The following is a 17,443-nucleotide window of genomic DNA, read 5'->3' as shown; positions in this document are numbered from 1 at the left end:
GTATCCGTCCGGCCATCACATCTTGAATTGACATGCGTCTGATTCGATAGTGTCCACTTATTTTTAAGCGGACACCTATCATGAACGAAATAAGCGTAGTTAACCGCGCACCTAAGCGCAAACGCTATACCCAGGCATTCAAACACAAAGTCATTACTGCCAGTTTGCAACCTGGCGCCTCGGTGGCCCGTGTCGCACTGGAGCACGGACTTAACGCCAACATGCTGCGTAAATGGATTCGATTGGCGAAGAACAACACGACTGACACGACACCGAGCTTTGTCGCACTGCCAATGCCTGGTCAGGCCTCGTCCGTATCAAGTGCCAGACAAGGCGTTGACAGTGAATCAATCCGGATGGAGATTCCGTATCGCCATCAGAGCATCAACATCAGTTTGCCGCTCTCACAGATGGAGCGATGCCTGGCGTTGTTGCGAGAGCTGTTACAGTGATCCGTATTGATCAGATCTGGCTGGCCACTGAACCGCTGGATATGCGCGCCGGTCCTGATACGGCACTGGCGCGGGTGGTTCAAGTCTTCGGCAGTGCCCGGCCGCATTGTGCGTATTTGTTTGCCAACAAGCGCGCCAACCGGATGAAGGTGCTGATCCACGACGGCCTGGGCATCTGGCTGTGTGCCCGGCGGTTGAACCGCGGTAAGTTCTACTGGAGCGAGCCGTGGCAAGCGGCGCAGCTGTCGCTCAGTGATGAGCAGCTGCAGGCGCTGGTTCAAGGTCTGCCCTGGCAGCGCATCGGCGAAGCCGGGGTGGTCACTATCGTGTAATGTATATCGAATCATACCCTTGTGCTCAGTGCTATTACCCAATAAGCGTATCGAACTGAACGCCTGGCAGTGGCATACTTGTGCCATGACTCAACCGGATCTGAACAAGCTGGATGCCGAACAACTGCGCGCCCTGGTCACCCAGCTCATGGGTAATGCCGCCGAGCAGCAGGTCGAGGTGCAAGCCCTGCAACAACGCACTGAGCGTATTGAGCAGCGCAACCAGCACCTGGAAGCGGTCAACGCCAAGCTTTCACATGAGTTGCTGCTGCTTCGCCGTTTAAAGTTCGGTAAACAAAGCGAGAAGCTCGACTCACTGCAGCGCAGTCTGCTTGAGGACATCATCGATGCCGACACCAGCGCCATCGAACAGCAGTGGGCAGATCTGGTCAAAGATGAGCCGATCAACAACAAACCCAAAACGCAGCCCAAGCGGGTGGCATTGCCAGCTGAGCTGCCTCGTACACTCATACGGCACGAACCTCAGAACACGCATTGCCAGTGTGGTTGTCAGCTCAAACGCATCGGCGAAGACATCAGCGAGAAGCTGGACTATACACCCGGTGTGTTCAGTGTCGAGCAGCATATCCGTGGCAAGTGGATCTGCACTGACTGCGAAACCCTGACCCAGGCACCGGTTCCAGCACACGTGATCGATAAAGGCCTGCCGACCACCGGATTACTGGCCCACGTACTGGTGGCCAAGTACGCCGATCACCTGCCACTGTATCGCCAGGAACACATCTTTGGCCGGGCCGGTTACCCGATTGCCCGTTCCACCTTGGCGGATTGGGTGGGCCGCTGTGGTCACGCCCTGCAGCCGCTGGCCGATGCGCTGCGTGAGACGATCCTGAATCATCCGGTTGTGCACGCCGATGAAACACCGGTGCCGGTGCTGGAGCCGGGTAAGAAAAAGACCAGTCGAGCCTACATCTGGGCGTACTGCACGACCCCTTATGCTGACACCAAGGCAGTGGTGTATGACTTTGCACCCTCGCGTGCCGGTGAGCATGCCCGCCGCTTCCTTGAGGGCTGGCAGGGCAAGCTGGTCTGCGACGATTACAGCGGTTACAAAGCCAGCTTTGGCCAGGGTGTGAGCGAAGTGGCTTGCATGGCGCACGCTCGTCGTAAGTTCTTCGAGCTGCATGAGAGCAGTAAAAGCACGCTGGCGGCCACTGCCCTGGAGCAGATCGGCCGACTCTATGAGATAGAGCGTCAGGCCAAGGGGCTTGATGATCAGCAGCGCCATATACTCAGGCAACAACGTGCCAAACCGATTGCCGATGAGCTACATACCTGGCTGGTGGCCAGTCGTCAAAAAGTGCCTGATGGCACAGCAACGGCTAAGGCTATCGATTACAGTTTAAAACGCTGGGGTGCCCTGATCCGTTATCTGGATGATGGCGGTGTGCCCATCGACAACAATCAGGTTGAAAACCAGATGCGTCCCTGGGCGCTGGGTCGCAAAAACTGGCTCTTTGCTGGCTCGCTTCGCAGCGGGCGGCGTGCCGCTGCTGTGATGAGTCTGATACAGTCGGCCCGGTTAAACGGTCACGATCCTTATGAGTACCTGAAAGATGTGTTGGCCCGATTGCCGACCCAGCAGGCCAGTGCCATTGCTGAGCTGCTGCCACACAGCTGGAGTCCGGAAACGGCTGTCAATGTGTGATGAGCGAACGCTTACGTCGTTTCATCGCCAACAGCAAGTCCTCACCAAAAAGAGTCAGGATTTTTCGTTGCTTTGGAAACAGCACATTGTGTAAATCACGCTTAGCCATATCACCAACCAAAGGGACTATATTCCCATTTTACTCAATATATTTGGATTTATATCCTACTTTTAGGTTTAGTTTGCGCGTTGGCCAAGGCGATGATGTGAATCCCTGAATGCCAAAAACCACCAAATCACACTTTTATGCGCGTATAAATGATTAATATCACACTTTTATGCGCATATAAGTGTAGACTGAGTTATACTCTAGGCAGTTAACAGTCTTACTTGGCGGGAAATGACAATGCAGCGCAACTTACTCAACGCCCTAATAGCATGGAAAAGTCAACCTGTGCGCAAGCCATTATTGATCGATGGCGCAAGACAAACAGGTAAAACCTATCTACTGCAAGAGTTGTTTGGGAATACCTTTGCCAACATCCTTCGTATCGACTTCCTTGAAAACCCAGCTTACAAAGAAGCGTTCGATGGCTCGTTGTCACCTGACGAGCTAGTCATGAACATTGAGTTGTTAACCAACCAAGCGTTCAATCCAGACACTGACTTGCTGATATTAGATGAAATTGATGAATGTGAACGAGCCGTAACTTCGCTGAAGTATTTTGCCGAAAAAGCACCGTCTTATTTTGTCGCAGCCAGCGGTTCTAACATTGGTTTGCTCAATACCTTCCCTGTAGGCAAGGTAGAACAATACAATTTACGACCACTGACCTTCCAAGAATTTATTTACGCATCCAACGAGCAAGCACTGATCAAAGCATTTGATAGTCAAGCAAGCACACCGGCGGTGCACACTAAATTGATGGATAAACTAACCGACTATTTTTTTACCGGTGGTATGCCGGAAGCCGTTTCTGCTTGGTATCAGTTTAAGGATTCAAGCATTCTAGAGCGTGTTGAAAAAGTCAGAATAATTCATGCCAATTTAGTTGAAGGTTATCGCCGCGATTTCGGTAAGTACGCGGGCAAGGTCGATGCCACACTGATTGAATCGGTGTTTAATAGCATTCCAGCCCAGCTATCACTTGTCAGCGATGAGTCGGTTAAACGCTTTAAATTTAAGCATGTGCATGAGCGTAAATCTCGTTATAGCGATTTTGAAACCGCGATCCATTGGCTTAACTGCTGCCGTTTGGCTTTACCAAACTACCCTGTTGAAGGGTTACCAAAATCGCCACTAGCAGCCTATAAAAAAGAAAATATGGTTAAACTGTTTCTGTTTGATGTGGGCCTGCTCAATCATATGCTAGGCAGCAGTTATAAAGAGATTAAGCAACAAAAATATGAATACAAAGGTTATGTGGCTGAAAACTTTGTGCAACAAGAGCTCACTGCTATTGGCGTTGACCCAAGCTATTCATGGAATGACGCTCGCGCCGAAATCGAATTTATTTTGGCAACCGATGAAGGCGATATCGTCCCTGTTGAAGTCAAAAGTGGTAAACGTACAAGAGCAAAATCGTTGGCATCCTACGTAGAAAAATGTACTCCAAGTAAAACCTTTAAGTTAACTGGTACACAAGGCTCTTCAGCGTTAGAACAAACCAATATCGTGATGCCTTTGTATTTCACGCAGTATTTACCACAGAGATGGTAAAAGCGCGTTGCTTAGACCCCGAGGTCTACACAAAGTGACTTCATAGGTAACAATTTGTAGACCTTTGGTGGGCTTACAACCTTTCAACCAACCCTCAATCGGTTTTTTGCTAACGTCATTTGGCCAGCCTATCGCCTCATCGTTTAAAGCAAATCACTCAAGCGATTTAACAGTGCTTTACGGCTATTATTCGCCACAACAAAGCGCTTAAAGCGTTGTTCAAACGCCGCTTCATCAGCTTTGAACTGATAGGCCTCAAACAGCTGATGCAGATAGCGTGATGCCGCATCGTAACCACTGGCGCAAGTTCGATCCGCTTGCTCTTGTGATTGCTGCCAGTAGTGCTCACGTTGATTGTAGATATCCGTCAACGCTTTTTCTTTTTCCGCTTTTTCGATAGCTAATTTCTTTGCGAGTGCTGCGGCTTGCTCTTGCTGTAATTGACTTTGCGCTTGCTCAATGAAAGGAGAAATGACGGCGGAGGTTAACCAGTATTGATAGATCTCGTCTGTGTTGACAGGTTCTTTTCGCGTCAGCGCTAAGGCTTGGTGACGGGTTAGCTGGCCTTGCTCAAACAACGTGCGTAATAGCGTGTCTTTCTCTGCTTGCGAGAGATTATGGATCCACGCATCAAGCGTAAGCTGAGTTTGTTTGGCTTGGTGACTGGGTTGTTCGCTCAGCACCATGGCGAGCGACTTAACCAATGCTAAGGGAATATCATACAGCGCAGCAAACGCCTGCTCCTCTTCACTGAGGTGCTCAAAATCGAATTGAATTAACGGCACTCGCTCAACGCCATCATTAAAATCAAACGCTTTGAGCCACATAAAGTACACAAGGCGCCAATCCCCTTGCATTAACCCGCCGCGTAAAGCAGCTAAATGCTGGAAAAAGTCGTCAGCATGCTCATCGTCAAAATACTCATCATACTCCTCAAGGGAAAAAATCAGCAACTGCCACTCATCGTTTTCGTGAACATGAAGTCCATCACTTGAAAAGCCAAGTAACGCATCTGGAAGCGTTCCTGCTGGTAGCTTGATGTATGCATCGATTGAGCCCCAATCGGCATAGTAAAAACCGATATCAAAGTATTTTAACATCAGCTCAAAAGGCTCTGCCTTTAAGTCACTGTAGGTGTAATACACCTGAAAGGACGTAGCGCTGATCTCGGCACGGCTTGAAATGGCCCTGAGTGCTTGACGTGCTTTAGCATCTAAATACCCATCCAGACGCTCAAATTTATAGTATTGATATTCGCTCACGATGACCTTGCTATGTATTTATTGTGAATTGAAAAGTTTGTTTCAATAAAGGCAGTACCTGTACCGTCCTACCAACAGATTCCGTGTTTAAAAAACTTCTTGGATCAAGGGTCACAAATCCCCAAAACTGTAAAAATCGCTCAATAAACCGTGATTCGATGAGTATGCTTAAGTTTCTTTCCGGCGAGAAGTAATCATCTGCTGGGAAACCCTGTAGTAAATCTGGGAAAGCCACTTTCACCTCTTCAACCAGCAGATCTACACTACTGTGGCTTTGAATACGCCACAGCATAAACAGCCAAAAGGTTCGCAAGTCGGCATCAAACTCAAAACCGTCCAAATAGCCCCAGTTATATTTGCTGATGGCGGCTTCTAACATAGGTTTAAAAAATGCTTGTATACCTAACACCTGATACTGCTTTTGCGCTGATTTTTTCACATGGTAGCGGCCGCTACGTCGATAAATAATACCGCTAATTTCGGCAAGCACTCGGGTGTAGTGCAAGGCATTAAATTTGTCTTCGTTGCTGCCCGAAAACTCGCTGATGCTTATACTACGTTCGAATTGAGCAACGGCAAACTCAGGCAATAACTCACTGGCCTGTTTAACCAACTTAGCCGGTAAGTTGCCTTTACTCGTGGCTTTGAAGGAGCCTTCTTGCGCCATGGCCTCATCAAGAATGAGGGCTAGATAACGCATTATTGGGCTGGCAGAAAGAGAGTCGGGAGTGCAAATTGTCACCCACTTTAATTCATCAAAAGGCGCATAAAGCCAATTGGCCATTTGCGTTGGCGTTAAGCCACAAAAATCGGGATGAGGTTGATGATTGCGTTCTTGCACTTTGTGCTGCAAAGCGGTATTGAGTTCATCAAGACTCAAATTTGGGTTCATTGCAAGCATGGTTTCAACATCATCGAAGACTTGGGCATGTTGCTTGGAAACGCTGCTCATACAACAACGTTTAAATTTTTTACCACTGCCACAATGGCAAGGATCGTTTCGGCCGAGCTTCATTACTGTCCCTTCTTATTGTTATAGAAAAAGCGCTGCATTTTCTTGTTTACGCTGCTCCAATGTCTTAGCAATCACGGACATTGTTGTTTTACTGATCCCTTGCTGCTGTGCCAGATACGTAAATTGGCTGATGGCTTCTGCGACTTCTTCAATAACTTGCTTTGCATCATTCCAATTCGCAAAGCCAGCACTAGTAGCAAGTTTTTGCATCACCTTAAGCGATGGCGCTTTGCCATAACCGCCGAAAGCAGTGGCGTGTTCGTTGAATGGATGCGGGCTGTAGGTAACATCGTAAAAAGGTGCAGGGTTCCATTGACCGTCATCCGCTTGCAAAAACGCCCAGTTTTTACTGTGGTCGTCTTGATTAGACGACAGCAAATTAAAAATGGCGCGGCGAAATTGCAGCTGTCCAGCCGCTGGCGATTTACACAACTGACGGCTGGCTTTAATTAAATCAATGTAATCTAAACTTGGCGTTCGAAAGTCTGCATCCAGCAGCCCGCAAGCGCTGTGCATATGCAATCGACCTGCACTGCGCTTTCTGCCTAAGTCGGCCTGTTCAGTGACATAATCAAAACGCTTAAGCGCCAACCAAGCAGACGCACCGCTTGTAGGTGGTGCTTCAATGAGTTGCCATTGCGGCGGTTGACACTTAGCAAGTTCTGCCATTTGTAAATAAACCGCCTCACACAAACCTTCTTCATGGCCAAGTGCGAGATTTTTAGAGGTAAACTTCACCAGCCAGGCCTCATCTCCAGGCTGAGCAAAGGTTCGACAATGCTGAGTTTCCCCAGCAGGCATATAAATTTGTGCCTTAGGCCTTGCCCCACCCGAACTACCTCCGGCGACTAATGCGGCCAACACCTGTTGAGTATGCCCATCTAACTCATCGTGATTATCATCCATATAATCTGACATCGAAGAATCGAACAGCGTTTGTGCTTCTAAGCCTAACGTCGCTAAATCAATATCCGCGTGCGTGGTGGCTGAAAACTCAGACACCGGAGAAAAAGACAATGCTCCCATGCCTTTATCACCGACAAAGGCTAACCTATCCATCGCCGTTAATTGATTAGGTAGGATGCCCTTTTGCCGGAAAATACGATCTTGTAACAGCATGCCCCAGCCATCGGGTAAACAATCTCCAAATACGCCATGCACACCTTGGTGCGGCGCTTTAGGAGCGACTTGAACTTGCGCGTTCGCATGCAAGGTAAAAGGTGATAAGTTGCCAAACTGCTGCAAATAGCTGTCTGCATACTGGAAAAAAACGCCTTGCCGATTCTGCGCCAAGACCCCTACTGCAACCTGCTCACCTGAACTTAAGGTGCGAGTCACGGCGAGCTTTTGAATGGGTTTAAAACTCATCTTTTAGCACCTCATCAATACTAGAGGGCATAGTGACCCGTTCTTTGCTAGGTTGTGTGAGTTGATAGAGCCTCTCTAGCGAATCAAGGGTCTGCCATAGCAACAGCAATTGGCGAAATGAAATTTGCCCGGTCAGCTCAAATTTCTTAATGGTGGCCGCAGGTACACAGCTTCGCTCAGCAAGCGCCGCTCGTGACAGCTTTGCCTGCTTTCGTAACTCACGTAAATAAGCCGCATAGGCTTGGCTTACATCGGTATCATCAAGTAAGGTAAAATTCATCCGCAAAGACCGAGTGGATACAGTTATATCCATTATAGCTAAATAAAACAGAAATTGGATACTATTGTATCCGCTAACGGATGAGGTGTTGAAAAATCACTCGATAAAGCCCTTCAAAACTGCTATGTTTTAGCTCTAACAGCAGCATAAAAACGGCACTGTTTTTCCATTGCTAACCACTAAGATTTAGTAAAAGCCATAGGCAAGTGGTGGGCAGTTTGGTGGGCAAACAGGCATTTTTGAACGGTTTCTTTTCGGTAACTTATTGATTTTTCGAGGGTCTAGACCGCTACTCAATGAGCAGATCCAGAATATTGAGTAATATTGCCTAATGTCATTCAATGCGTGCATAGTAAAGTCCGAAGAACTCTTCATCGCAGATTAAGTGATGAGTTACCCGAGACTAAACAAGTCGACCTTCCCTGACCCTGTTGTCTGCTTACTTTGCTACTCGGTTCGATAATGACCTACTGCCTGTTCCAGCTGCTCGATGGACGCATCCAGTTCGCGCGCCATGGCATTCAACTTTCCGGTCTCTGCCACTATGTCGCCGTTCCGATCCACCACCTGGTGGATATTGCGGTTGATCTCTGAGGAAGTGGCAGCCTGCTGTTCGCTGGCGGCGGCTATTTGCGTGTTCATATCACTGACTGCATGAATGGCCTGTTGCACCACTTCGATAACGCGTCGGGTTTCAGCTACCGCATCATTGGTTTCCGAAGCATGTGACTGCCCTCTTTCAATAGCATCAATAGCACTATCTGACACCGTTTTCAGTTCACCCGTGGTCTGCCGTATTTCATTGGTGAATTCGTAAGTGCGCCGCGACAGTGAGCGTACCTCGTCTGCAACCACGGAAAAGCCCCGCCCGGACTCACCAGCGCGTGCCGCTTCAATGGCCGCATTCAGTGCCAGCAAGTTGGTCTGCTCGGAAATATCATTGATCTGATCACTTAGCGTGGTAATTGCACCGACCTTGCTCTCCAGTTCTTTCACAGCCAGTAATGCCTGCTCCAATACCTGTTTGGTATTTTGGGTCAGGCTGACAGCCTCAACCATGCGCTGACTGCCCTGCTCTGCACCTTCAGTCGCCTCAATCGCAGCCTGAGAGGCTCTGTGCGCATTACCAGAAACGTCCTGGATACTGGTCGACATCTGATGCGTCGCAGCGGCGGCCTGCTCCATTTGGGCTTGCTGGAAACTGACAATCTCTCCCGTTTTACTGCTGACCTGATTCAGGTGATTCGCATTGCTTAGCAATAACGTCGACAAGTCCCGAAGTCGGGAAATCAAACCGCTAAACTGATCAAGCATGTCATTGAAGGTTCGAACCGTTACGGCTTCACCCGATAACCTTTCGCTCAAGTCCTTGTCGTTGGAAAACGCATGAATCAGTGCAATCATGCGATAGGATTGTTCTCGCTCCGCACCCATCCGTAAAGCAAAGAAAATCAGAATAGCCGCTTCAAACACTACGAAGGCAGCATGCATGAACGCAATACCCCAGCTACACCCATAGTTGTATACCATCAGCGGCATTGCCCCCAATGATGCGCCACTTAACTGCAACGCCGTGAGAAACAGGTGATGAAGCGCGATGAACCCCGCTGCAATGACCACCGGCAACCAGTCCCGATATATCGTCAGCAACGCCAATGCCGCAAAAATATGGAAATGCATTTCTATCCGGCCCAGCTGAGCCTGGATCATAATCGCAGAAAACAGCATCAGACAGAGGGAAAATACAATTGAGCAATATCGTGTACCGCGAAGCAGCCAGTAAGCTGCAAGTGCAATGATACACACCAGCACAGTGGCCAGCAGAGTAAACATTGTGGTGCCATAATTAATGGGCACCAGAAATGCCACCACCGGAAAATGCAGCATGAGAATGACCAGCAGCTGCCTGTCGCTCTTTAACATATCTTCTCTAGCCTGATCATGTAGCACTGCAGCGTTCATCATTCGTGATAAATCCTGTTAAAAATCGGTACTAGCGTGCTGCCAATAATTGGCGCAAATCGTTTTCTACCCTGTCGATATTCAGGTCGTGGCGCGCATAAATCAGTTGCCGCTGCCAGCGTCCAGTCACGACATACAAATTGGCACTGTGATCGAAATCGTATCCCGATCGATGTTGAACGCGTGCCGCTGTATCACCATAGGCCAGCGCCAGTTTTTGAGCAGCACGGGTACTCTGCGGGCGAAATGTCACAAACTGTGGTCCTAACTGCTCTGCCGTTTCTTTCAACAACTGGTCGGTATCGCGTTCAGGGTCGAGCGTCACAAACACAAACTCAACCGCCAGCCCTTGCAGACGCTTTTGCAATTGCATCATGTTGCCGAACTGAACCGGGCACACCGTTGCACAGGAACGATAACCAAAGAAAACCACTCGCAGGTCCGCCTCCGTATCAGAGACTGGTAACGGTAATGAAGGCACATCATTGGTCACGCTTAACCCGTAAAACTCATCACCATCGACCACGGCTGGCAATAATGGCAAGGCAAATGCCAGCAGCACACAGGCTATCAACAAGAACAAGAGTGAGAGTTTCTGCATGGCGATCACTTCTACCAGAGTCTCAGATAACGAATTCGTTGGCGTAGCAATTTGTCTGTACGCAGCAATTATTTAGTCATACGAATACGTACAAAGTTGTGAAACAGATCACATTTCTGATCTAGGTTATCGGAAGCTTTTTTATTTCTTAACGATTTTCCAACGATTTCTTAATCGCGTAACACAAGAAATTTGTGTTCTATTAAGCAGTACTGGAAGGTATTTGAAGTGATGAGTACAAGATTGGCAATAAATGTGGATGCGATTGTTTAATGGTAGCAGGCCAGCCGTTAGGCCGGCCTGCTACTAATGCAAGCTACCTCTATAGCGGAGGTTTACCTTTCACAGCCCTCGCGATCATGGCGATAACGAAAAGGATAATAAAGATAAAGAATAGAATCTGTGCGATCTCAACTGCAGCCCCGGCGATACCAGTAAAGCCCAGTACGCCTGCAATCAAAGCTACAATAAGAAATGTAATAGCCCAACCTAACATGGTTTTCTCCCTACAGGTCCAAGACCTGTGTTAGTCCATTTTCCTGTCTAGCTATCTTGCGTCTTCATACTCTCAGAATCGGCCAATGGATGCAAAGTCCACATTGTCCGTTAATGAGACAGTCACTAGACGACTGTTGTAATTTGAACGTACTGCCCCCATGTCTTATTCCCTCACATACAGGTTCAGGCACTTATTCAACGAATCCTGGTCTGATAAATTATTACCTGTAAAAACAAGGAAATGATCATGAAAGCAGCAAGTTATACTCAATTCGGTGAGCCCAGGGACGTACTTAAAGTGATCGACATGGATAAGCCAGAGGCCGATATCGGCCAAGTGGTTATTCGGACAATCTATTCTCCCATCCATAATCACGACCTGTGGACCATCCGCGGCAGCTATGGCATCAAACCAGAGTTGCCAGCACTTGCCGGCTCGGAGGCCGTTGGTGTCGTGGAGTCGGTGGCTCCCGGGGGTGATGAAACACTGGTTGGCAAGAGAGTGGTGGCTGCAGGTGTTTTGGGCACCTGGGCCGATTTCTTCATCGCACTTGCGTCAGGTCTGATTCCGGTACCGGAAGAGGTATCCGACACTGTGGCTTCGCAACTGGTCGCCATGCCTTTCTCCACGATCACACTGCTTGAGTTCCTGGACGTGAAAGAAGGTGACTGGGTTATCCAGACCGCGGCTAACGGCACGGTTGGTAAGCTGTTCATCGACATGGCCCGCGAACGTGGCCTGAATGTATTAAATCTGGTACGCAGATCAGATGCGATTCAGGCTGTTAAAGACCACGGCGGCGAGCATGTACTCTCTACTGATGATGCAGGCTGGCAGGAAAAAGCACAGCAAATTCTGGGCGAGAATGGCGCCCAGGCTGCCATCGATTCTGTGGGAGGGGCTGTGGTCGCTGATGTGGCTGACTTGCTGGGTGTTGACGGGTTACTGGTCGTCTTTGGTTCTGCCACCGGGGAACCTCTACAGCTAAACGCCAGCAAAGTGATCTCCAACCACATTGTCGTCAAAGGCTTTTGGGGAGCGCGCATTATCAATGAGATGCCTCATGAGGAACGTGCCCGCCTGATGGGCGAACTTGTTTCACTGGCGGCACAGCAAAAACTTCATCTGCCCTCAGGCGGTGAATTTGCCGTTGATAATATCGTGGATGCGGTCAATGCCAGCCTAAAGGCCGGAAAAGCCGGTAAAATCCTGGTTCATCCGTAAAAACCCATTGATCATCGGTTTTTACATACCACCTCAATAACCGCCACAACCTTAGCAGTTCTGGGGTCGTGGCGGTTGATCACTACGGACACTCTCGGCCCTATTGTGTATTATAGGTTCGCCCGCTTTTTACGTCCTTAACTTATCTAAACCTGCATGCCACAAAGGGCATCCTGGAGAGCTCCATTGTCAGGTCAGTTCCTGATTTCATTACTCAGCCCCACTACAGGCATCATCTTGTTTGCTGCCTTTTTCGTGCTTTGGCTAAAAAAGCGTGAACTGTCTTATATCCTGACAGCATCACTGGGTTACTTACTGACTGCGTTTGGCTTCCTGTTTCAGGATACCTTCCCTCCCTGGCTCATGAATGCCCAGCGTATCGCCTCCAATCTGTGCTTTCTGCTGGGCGTTGCCACCATATTGGTGGCGCCTTTGCAGCGAAACAAAATAGCCATTCCCTGGATAAGTATGTCAACCACCTTGCTCTCTGCCATGGCTATACTCGTGTGGTTTTTACTGGTCAGCCCCAACCTGGTAGCACGCATTGCGGTGGCCAGCATCGCCTTGAACCTGATGATATTTCTGCCGCTAAAGCAGTTCTCTTCCGGTATGCAAAACCGCTTCTCTGACCGCCTGTTGTTATGGGTCATGATTTTCTCCCTGGCGATATTCATCATCCGCCCATTGATGGCGTTTTGGACACCAGATGGAACGGACACCTACAACGCGCTTGATCAGTCTACCTACTGGGGGCTGGTGCATTTCAGCTTTATCGTGATGGCCATCACCATGGCGATTGCATTGATGGTATCTGTTTCACTGGATTTGATGGATGACCTTAAGAAGGAGGCAATTACCGACAGTCTGTCAAAACTCAGTAACCGCCGTGGATTTGAAGAAGGTGCAGAACAAGCTCTGCAGCGCAGTAAAACGAATGCGACTATCTCCGTTTTACTGCTTGCTGACCTGGACCGCTTCAAAAGTATCAACGACTTATATGGTCATGGAACGGGTGATAGAGTGATCCGGGATTTTGGCCAGATCATTCAGTCTCTGTCTGATAACACTACTGTAGCAGGGCGCATTGGTGGTGAAGAATTTGCCATTTTATTGCCAGAGAGCAGCCACGAATCGGCGCAGGCCTTTGCTGACAATCTGCGGGAGCAATTCCAGCAACTCTACCTTGATAACCCTGAATTCACCTCAAGTACGCCAACCACCAGTATCGGTCTTGTCTCTTCGAACCAGAACACAGAGACAACACTGTCGAAAATGCTGAACCAGGCCGACAAGGCGCTATACAGCGCCAAAAACAAGGGTCGCAATCGCGTTCAGTGGTATCAGGATTAGAGTGCTGCTGCCGGACCCCCTCTCTGAACTAACCACCACAATGCTGACATGGCTCAATATTAGATACCTGCACAATGCTAGATTCTGACTACAGGCAAAGTCGCCTGCATTAACCTAGAGGTGCATCATGGATCACACCAAATTCAGTCTGGCTAAAATGATGTCAAGCTTATTTCTCCTGTTAACCTTAGCTGCATGTGCAAACACCACCGGACATCAAATTGGATACAATGTGACAGTTTGCTGCCCCGGTGATTATGGTAGCTATCAGACCTACCGTATTCAGACACAAGATATCCCTGAGTTTCTGTCTGACTACGTTGTCGATGAATTCGAGGCTGCTTTTCAGGAAAAGGGTATCGTGCGCAATGACCGGTTAGGCGATGTTGTGGTGAAACTAAGTTACCAGCACGTCAATCTTAATGCCGAACAGGAGGACATCGACCCTTTTGATCGAAGAACCGGTGAGGGATTTACGCTGCGCTATGTTGCGACAATAACGGTGGAGATAATAGAAGAGGAGGATGTGGTCTGGGGCGGCCAAATTCACCGTATTCATAATGTGACACCGGGCGAATATATGCATGAAAATGATGCCAGGCCCGAATTTCGAAATGCATTCCGCGGTTTACTGGAAAGTTATCCCAGTCTATAAATACGAAGTCAGCCGGCTTTGTCAGCTCGATGCCATGTGACAAAGCCTGAATGTATCAGCTTGTTTATATCATTGTGTATGCTTAATAATATATTGTTCAGCCTGATGTTGAGACAGCCATACCCTCCCACTCAGGTCTTCGATGAAACGGGTTCTTTCCAGCACATCCATCACCGGGCCTTTGATTTCGGAAAGGTGTAAATCTATACCTGAATCCATAAGTCTGTGATTCACGGATTCAAGAACCTCCAGGGCACTTAAATCTATTTCATTCACAGCAGTGCACATCAATATGACATGTTTAACTGTTGGCTTCTTCTCCAGCAGTTCATAGATCTGGTCCTCGATGTAAGTTGCATTGGCAAAGTACAGACTTTCATCAATACGGATCGATAGAATAGACGGATAAGTCACAACCTGATGCCGGTTCACGTTGCGATAATGCTCGGTTCCCGGCACTTCGCCAACCACAGCAATATGCGGCTGGGACGTTTTGAATAAATGCAGCGCAAGTGATGCCAGCACGCCACAGGCAACACCAGTTTCCACACCCATGGTCAGTGTCACCACAATCGTTGTTGTCACCGCGACAAAATCCGATTTGGCATACACCCAGGTGCGTTTCAAAATGGACAGATCGATCAGAGACAGCACCGCCACTATGATCGTTGCCGCCAGCGTGGCATTAGGCAGCCATGCCAGCAAGGGTGTTAAATACAAAGCGGCCAGGGCAATCCCGACGGCTGCCATCATGCCAGCTGCGGGGGTCTGTGCACCCGCATCAAAGTTCACTACAGAACGGGCAAAACCGCCCGTCACCGGGTAGCCACCGCTAAACGATGAAGCAATATTAGCCGCACCCAACCCGATCAGTTCCTGGTCCGGAGAAATTCGCTGGCGCCGTTTTGCCGCCAGTGTGTGTCCCACTGATACGGATTCTACGAAGCCAATGACAGAAATAAAAATGGCCGACACCAGTAATTGTCGCCAGGCAGGATGAGTCAAGTCCGGCACACTCAGCACCGGGAGGCCAACTGGTACCTGCCCAACCAATGCGACACCCTGTTCACCTAGCTGAAAGCGATAGGCAACAAAGCTGGACACCAGCACACCTGTTACCGGGCCAGTTTTGGCAATCAGGTTAGCGACATAGGCCGACAGACCAACTGCTCGCAGAACCCTGGCCAGACCACTGCGCACCCAGAATAAAAACAACACTACCGGAACACCAATGGCTACGGTTGCCAGATTTGCATCTGACAGATTACTTATCAGGCTGCTGATCAATACCGGCAGGTTTTCACCATGAGCTTCTATGCCAAGAATGTGCTTAAGCTGACTGCAAGCGATAAGGATACCTGACGCGGTTATAAATCCAGCTATGACCGGGTGAGATAAAAAATTTGCCAGAAAGCCCATGCGAAGCAACCCCATCAACAGCAGAAATGCGCCTGACATAAATGCCAGCAACATGGCTGCCTGCAGGTAACCTATCGTCCCGGTCTGAGCGATTTGGCCAATAGCTGTCGCTGTCATTAATGAAACCACGGCAACAGGGCCAACCGACAAAGTGCGGCTACTGCCGAAGATGCCATAAGCGATTAGCGGCAGCATGCTGGCGTATAAACCGACTTGGGCAGGCAAACCGGCCAGCAGCGCATATGCTAATGACTGAGGGATCAGCATAATAGTGACTATCACGGCTGCTAGCAGATCACTACTGACTGTCTGACGGTTATAGGTTCGCCCCCAGTCAAGTATGGGCATAAACTGTGCAAGGCTACGCTTCATTAAATGCGCTCACCGGATTACTTGCTGACCGGCTTGGGTTTTACTAATAATTCATGCCCCTTTAACATACCGTGCCAATACAGTGGCGGCATTAATTGTTCCTTCATCAGCCAGGCCAGTGACGTGGCTTTCTTGCCATTTAACACCCAGGTTGGAAAACTGGGCAGCAATTTTCCGCCGTACCCAAATTCAGCCAGAACAATTTTTCCACGCTCAACTGTCAACGGGCAGGAGCCATAACCATCGTAATGAGCCACGCCTGGTCCTTTACCCATATCAGCCATCATATTATTAGCAACAATCGGTGCCTGCTTACGTGCTGCTGCCGCTGTTTTTGCATTAGGTGCATTCATTACATCACCTAATGACCAGATATTCTCATAACGTTTATGCCGCAAGGTGAACTGGTCCACATCCACCCAGCCGCCCTCATCTGCCAATGGGCTGTTGCTGATAAAGTCAGGTGCCGTTTGCGGCGGCACCACATGAATCATGTCGAAGTCCCGGCTAACGGTTTCTGTATTTCCTTCACCATCACTGACTTCGAACCAGGCTGTCTTCTTCTCGCCATCAATCCTGATCAGTTTATGATTGAATTTAAGCTGAGCATGATATTTCTCGACATACTCCATTAATGCCGGGACATAATCTTTCACACCAAACAGCACGGCACCGGCATTGTAGAATTCGATATCAATGTTATTCAGACGCTGTTTTTTACTCCAGTAATCGCCCGACAAGTACATGGCCTTCTGGGGGGCACCTGCACACTTGATTGGCATCGGTGGCTGAGTGAACAGGGCCCGACCTGATTTGAGTTCCTGTACCAGCTTCCAGGTATAAGGTGCCAGATCAAATCTGTAATTTGATGTCACGCCATTTCGGCCCAGGGTTTCTGTTAATCCTTCTATGCCACCCCAGTTCAGCTTGATGCCAGCAGCAACTACCAGTCTCTCGTAGTGCACTCTGCGGCCATCAACCAGTACAACGACGTTTTCTTCCGGGATAAACCCTGCCACCTCAGCTTTGATCCAGTTCACACCATCCGGGATACAGGATGCCATCGTTCGTACTGTATCTTCAGCGGAGAAAATGCCACCACCGACCATGGTCCAGCCAGGTTGATAATAATGAACGTCTGCTGCATCAATAATGCTGATTCGGATGTTGCCATCACGCTTGCGCAAACTCGCTGCAACCGCCCCTCCGGCTGCGCCACCACCCACAATGACAACATCAGCAGATTCTTCCGCACGGCCATTCCGGGTCAGATCATGTGTTACTGTCGCTACTTGTTCAGTATTGTTTGTCATGTTGATTCTC

At 49.0% G+C, this 17,443-nt stretch carries 16 protein-coding genes; 7 read left to right on the top strand and 9 right to left on the bottom strand.

Going from position 1 to position 17,443, the window contains the following annotated elements:
* Positions 1–80 precede the first annotated feature (80 nt).
* The 4 genes from tnpA (at position 81) to PSCS_RS10085 (ending at position 4,113) form a co-directional block, all read left to right on the top strand.
* Positions 81–452, top strand: a complete 372-nt coding sequence (tnpA, locus tag PSCS_RS10100; RefSeq protein ID WP_068810618.1) for an IS66-like element accessory protein TnpA — start codon at positions 81–83, stop codon at positions 450–452.
* Positions 449–784: an IS66 family insertion sequence element accessory protein TnpB gene (tnpB, locus tag PSCS_RS10095; RefSeq protein ID WP_068810617.1), complete on the top strand. Its 336-nt coding sequence runs from the start codon at positions 449–451 to the stop codon at positions 782–784. Before tnpA ends, tnpB begins: the two co-directional genes overlap by 4 nt.
* A gap of 85 nt (positions 785–869) precedes the next feature.
* Positions 870–2,453, top strand: a complete 1,584-nt coding sequence (gene tnpC, locus PSCS_RS10090) for an IS66 family transposase (RefSeq protein ID WP_068810616.1) — start codon at positions 870–872, stop codon at positions 2,451–2,453.
* A 346-nt stretch (positions 2,454–2,799) separates the two neighbouring features.
* Complete coding sequence (locus PSCS_RS10085) at positions 2,800–4,113, top strand: ATP-binding protein (RefSeq protein WP_068811978.1); 1,314 nt, start codon at positions 2,800–2,802, stop codon at positions 4,111–4,113.
* Between the two features lie 143 nt (positions 4,114–4,256).
* On the opposite strand, the gene PSCS_RS10080 is transcribed toward PSCS_RS10085, so the two are convergent.
* The 7 genes from PSCS_RS10080 to PSCS_RS10050 form a co-directional block, all read right to left on the bottom strand.
* Positions 4,257–5,375 (bottom strand): hypothetical protein, encoded by a 1,119-nt coding sequence (locus PSCS_RS10080; protein ID WP_068811977.1) that lies wholly within the window; start codon positions 5,373–5,375, stop codon positions 4,257–4,259.
* Between the two features lie 10 nt (positions 5,376–5,385).
* The gene (locus tag PSCS_RS10075; protein ID WP_068811976.1) at positions 5,386–6,390 is read right to left on the bottom strand and encodes a YecA family protein; all 1,005 of its coding nucleotides are present in this window, start codon (positions 6,388–6,390) and stop codon (positions 5,386–5,388) included.
* Between the two features lie 18 nt (positions 6,391–6,408).
* On the bottom strand, positions 6,409–7,758 hold the full coding sequence (locus PSCS_RS10070) for a type II toxin-antitoxin system HipA family toxin (protein ID WP_068811975.1): 1,350 nt from the start codon (positions 7,756–7,758) through the stop codon (positions 6,409–6,411).
* On the bottom strand, positions 7,748–8,038 hold the full coding sequence (locus PSCS_RS10065) for a helix-turn-helix domain-containing protein (protein WP_031214897.1): 291 nt from the start codon (positions 8,036–8,038) through the stop codon (positions 7,748–7,750). The genes PSCS_RS10070 and PSCS_RS10065 overlap by 11 nt, the downstream gene beginning before the upstream one ends.
* 447 nt (positions 8,039–8,485) lie before the next feature.
* Entirely contained in the window at positions 8,486–10,003 is a 1,518-nt protein-coding gene (locus PSCS_RS10060; protein ID WP_068811974.1) for a methyl-accepting chemotaxis protein, read from the bottom strand.
* Between the two features lie 28 nt (positions 10,004–10,031).
* Positions 10,032–10,601: an SCO family protein gene (locus tag PSCS_RS10055; protein WP_082866600.1), complete on the bottom strand. Its 570-nt coding sequence runs from the start codon at positions 10,599–10,601 to the stop codon at positions 10,032–10,034.
* 322 nt (positions 10,602–10,923) lie between these two features.
* The gene (locus PSCS_RS10050) at positions 10,924–11,097 is read right to left on the bottom strand and encodes a DUF1328 domain-containing protein (protein WP_068811973.1); all 174 of its coding nucleotides are present in this window, start codon (positions 11,095–11,097) and stop codon (positions 10,924–10,926) included.
* A 249-nt stretch (positions 11,098–11,346) separates the two neighbouring features.
* Here PSCS_RS10050 and PSCS_RS10045 point away from each other — a divergent pair, with 249 nt between their 5' ends.
* The 3 genes from PSCS_RS10045 (at position 11,347) to PSCS_RS10035 (ending at position 14,329) form a co-directional block, all read left to right on the top strand.
* Entirely contained in the window at positions 11,347–12,324 is a 978-nt protein-coding gene (locus PSCS_RS10045; RefSeq protein WP_068811972.1) for a zinc-binding dehydrogenase, read from the top strand.
* Between the two features lie 186 nt (positions 12,325–12,510).
* Positions 12,511–13,674: a GGDEF domain-containing protein gene (locus PSCS_RS10040; RefSeq protein WP_068811971.1), complete on the top strand. Its 1,164-nt coding sequence runs from the start codon at positions 12,511–12,513 to the stop codon at positions 13,672–13,674.
* Positions 13,675–13,801: 127 nt separating this feature from the next.
* Positions 13,802–14,329: a DUF4136 domain-containing protein gene (locus tag PSCS_RS10035; protein ID WP_068811970.1), complete on the top strand. Its 528-nt coding sequence runs from the start codon at positions 13,802–13,804 to the stop codon at positions 14,327–14,329.
* A 69-nt stretch (positions 14,330–14,398) separates the two neighbouring features.
* Here the strand turns inward: PSCS_RS10035 and PSCS_RS10030 are convergent, their stop codons facing one another.
* On the bottom strand, positions 14,399–16,120 hold the full coding sequence (locus PSCS_RS10030; RefSeq protein WP_068811969.1) for a SulP family inorganic anion transporter: 1,722 nt from the start codon (positions 16,118–16,120) through the stop codon (positions 14,399–14,401).
* 17 nt (positions 16,121–16,137) lie between these two features.
* A complete protein-coding gene (locus PSCS_RS10025) occupies positions 16,138–17,433 on the bottom strand; it encodes an NAD(P)/FAD-dependent oxidoreductase (RefSeq protein WP_229694630.1) in 1,296 nt (431 codons plus the stop codon).
* Positions 17,434–17,443: the final 10 nt, after the last annotated feature.

The sequence above is a fragment of the Pseudohongiella nitratireducens genome, assembly GCF_001642735.1.
GTDB lineage: Bacteria > Pseudomonadota > Gammaproteobacteria > Pseudomonadales > Pseudohongiellaceae > Pseudohongiella > Pseudohongiella nitratireducens.
The sequence above is the reverse complement of the archived record's forward strand: the minus strand, read 5'-3'. Positions and strand labels throughout refer to the sequence as shown.

What these genes read in the sequence shown, in the direction of transcription:
- PSCS_RS10050 (WP_068811973.1), bottom strand. Translation starts at nt 11,097, where the DNA reads ATGTTAGGTTGGGCTATTACATTTCTTATTGTAGCTTTGATTGCAGGC.
- PSCS_RS10085 (WP_068811978.1), top strand. Translation starts at nt 2,800, where the DNA reads ATGCAGCGCAACTTACTCAACGCCCTAATAGCATGGAAAAGTCAACCT.
- PSCS_RS10065 (WP_031214897.1), bottom strand. Translation starts at nt 8,038, where the DNA reads ATGAATTTTACCTTACTTGATGATACCGATGTAAGCCAAGCCTATGCG.
- tnpA (WP_068810618.1), top strand. Translation starts at nt 81, where the DNA reads ATGAACGAAATAAGCGTAGTTAACCGCGCACCTAAGCGCAAACGCTAT.
- tnpC (WP_068810616.1), top strand. Translation starts at nt 870, where the DNA reads ATGACTCAACCGGATCTGAACAAGCTGGATGCCGAACAACTGCGCGCC.
- PSCS_RS10045 (WP_068811972.1), top strand. Translation starts at nt 11,347, where the DNA reads ATGAAAGCAGCAAGTTATACTCAATTCGGTGAGCCCAGGGACGTACTT.
- PSCS_RS10075 (WP_068811976.1), bottom strand. Translation starts at nt 6,390, where the DNA reads ATGAAGCTCGGCCGAAACGATCCTTGCCATTGTGGCAGTGGTAAAAAA.
- PSCS_RS10025 (WP_229694630.1), bottom strand. Translation starts at nt 17,433, where the DNA reads ATGACAAACAATACTGAACAAGTAGCGACAGTAACACATGATCTGACC.
- PSCS_RS10055 (WP_082866600.1), bottom strand. Translation starts at nt 10,601, where the DNA reads ATGCAGAAACTCTCACTCTTGTTCTTGTTGATAGCCTGTGTGCTGCTG.
- PSCS_RS10030 (WP_068811969.1), bottom strand. Translation starts at nt 16,120, where the DNA reads ATGAAGCGTAGCCTTGCACAGTTTATGCCCATACTTGACTGGGGGCGA.
- PSCS_RS10070 (WP_068811975.1), bottom strand. Translation starts at nt 7,758, where the DNA reads ATGAGTTTTAAACCCATTCAAAAGCTCGCCGTGACTCGCACCTTAAGT.
- PSCS_RS10060 (WP_068811974.1), bottom strand. Translation starts at nt 10,003, where the DNA reads ATGATGAACGCTGCAGTGCTACATGATCAGGCTAGAGAAGATATGTTA.
- PSCS_RS10035 (WP_068811970.1), top strand. Translation starts at nt 13,802, where the DNA reads ATGGATCACACCAAATTCAGTCTGGCTAAAATGATGTCAAGCTTATTT.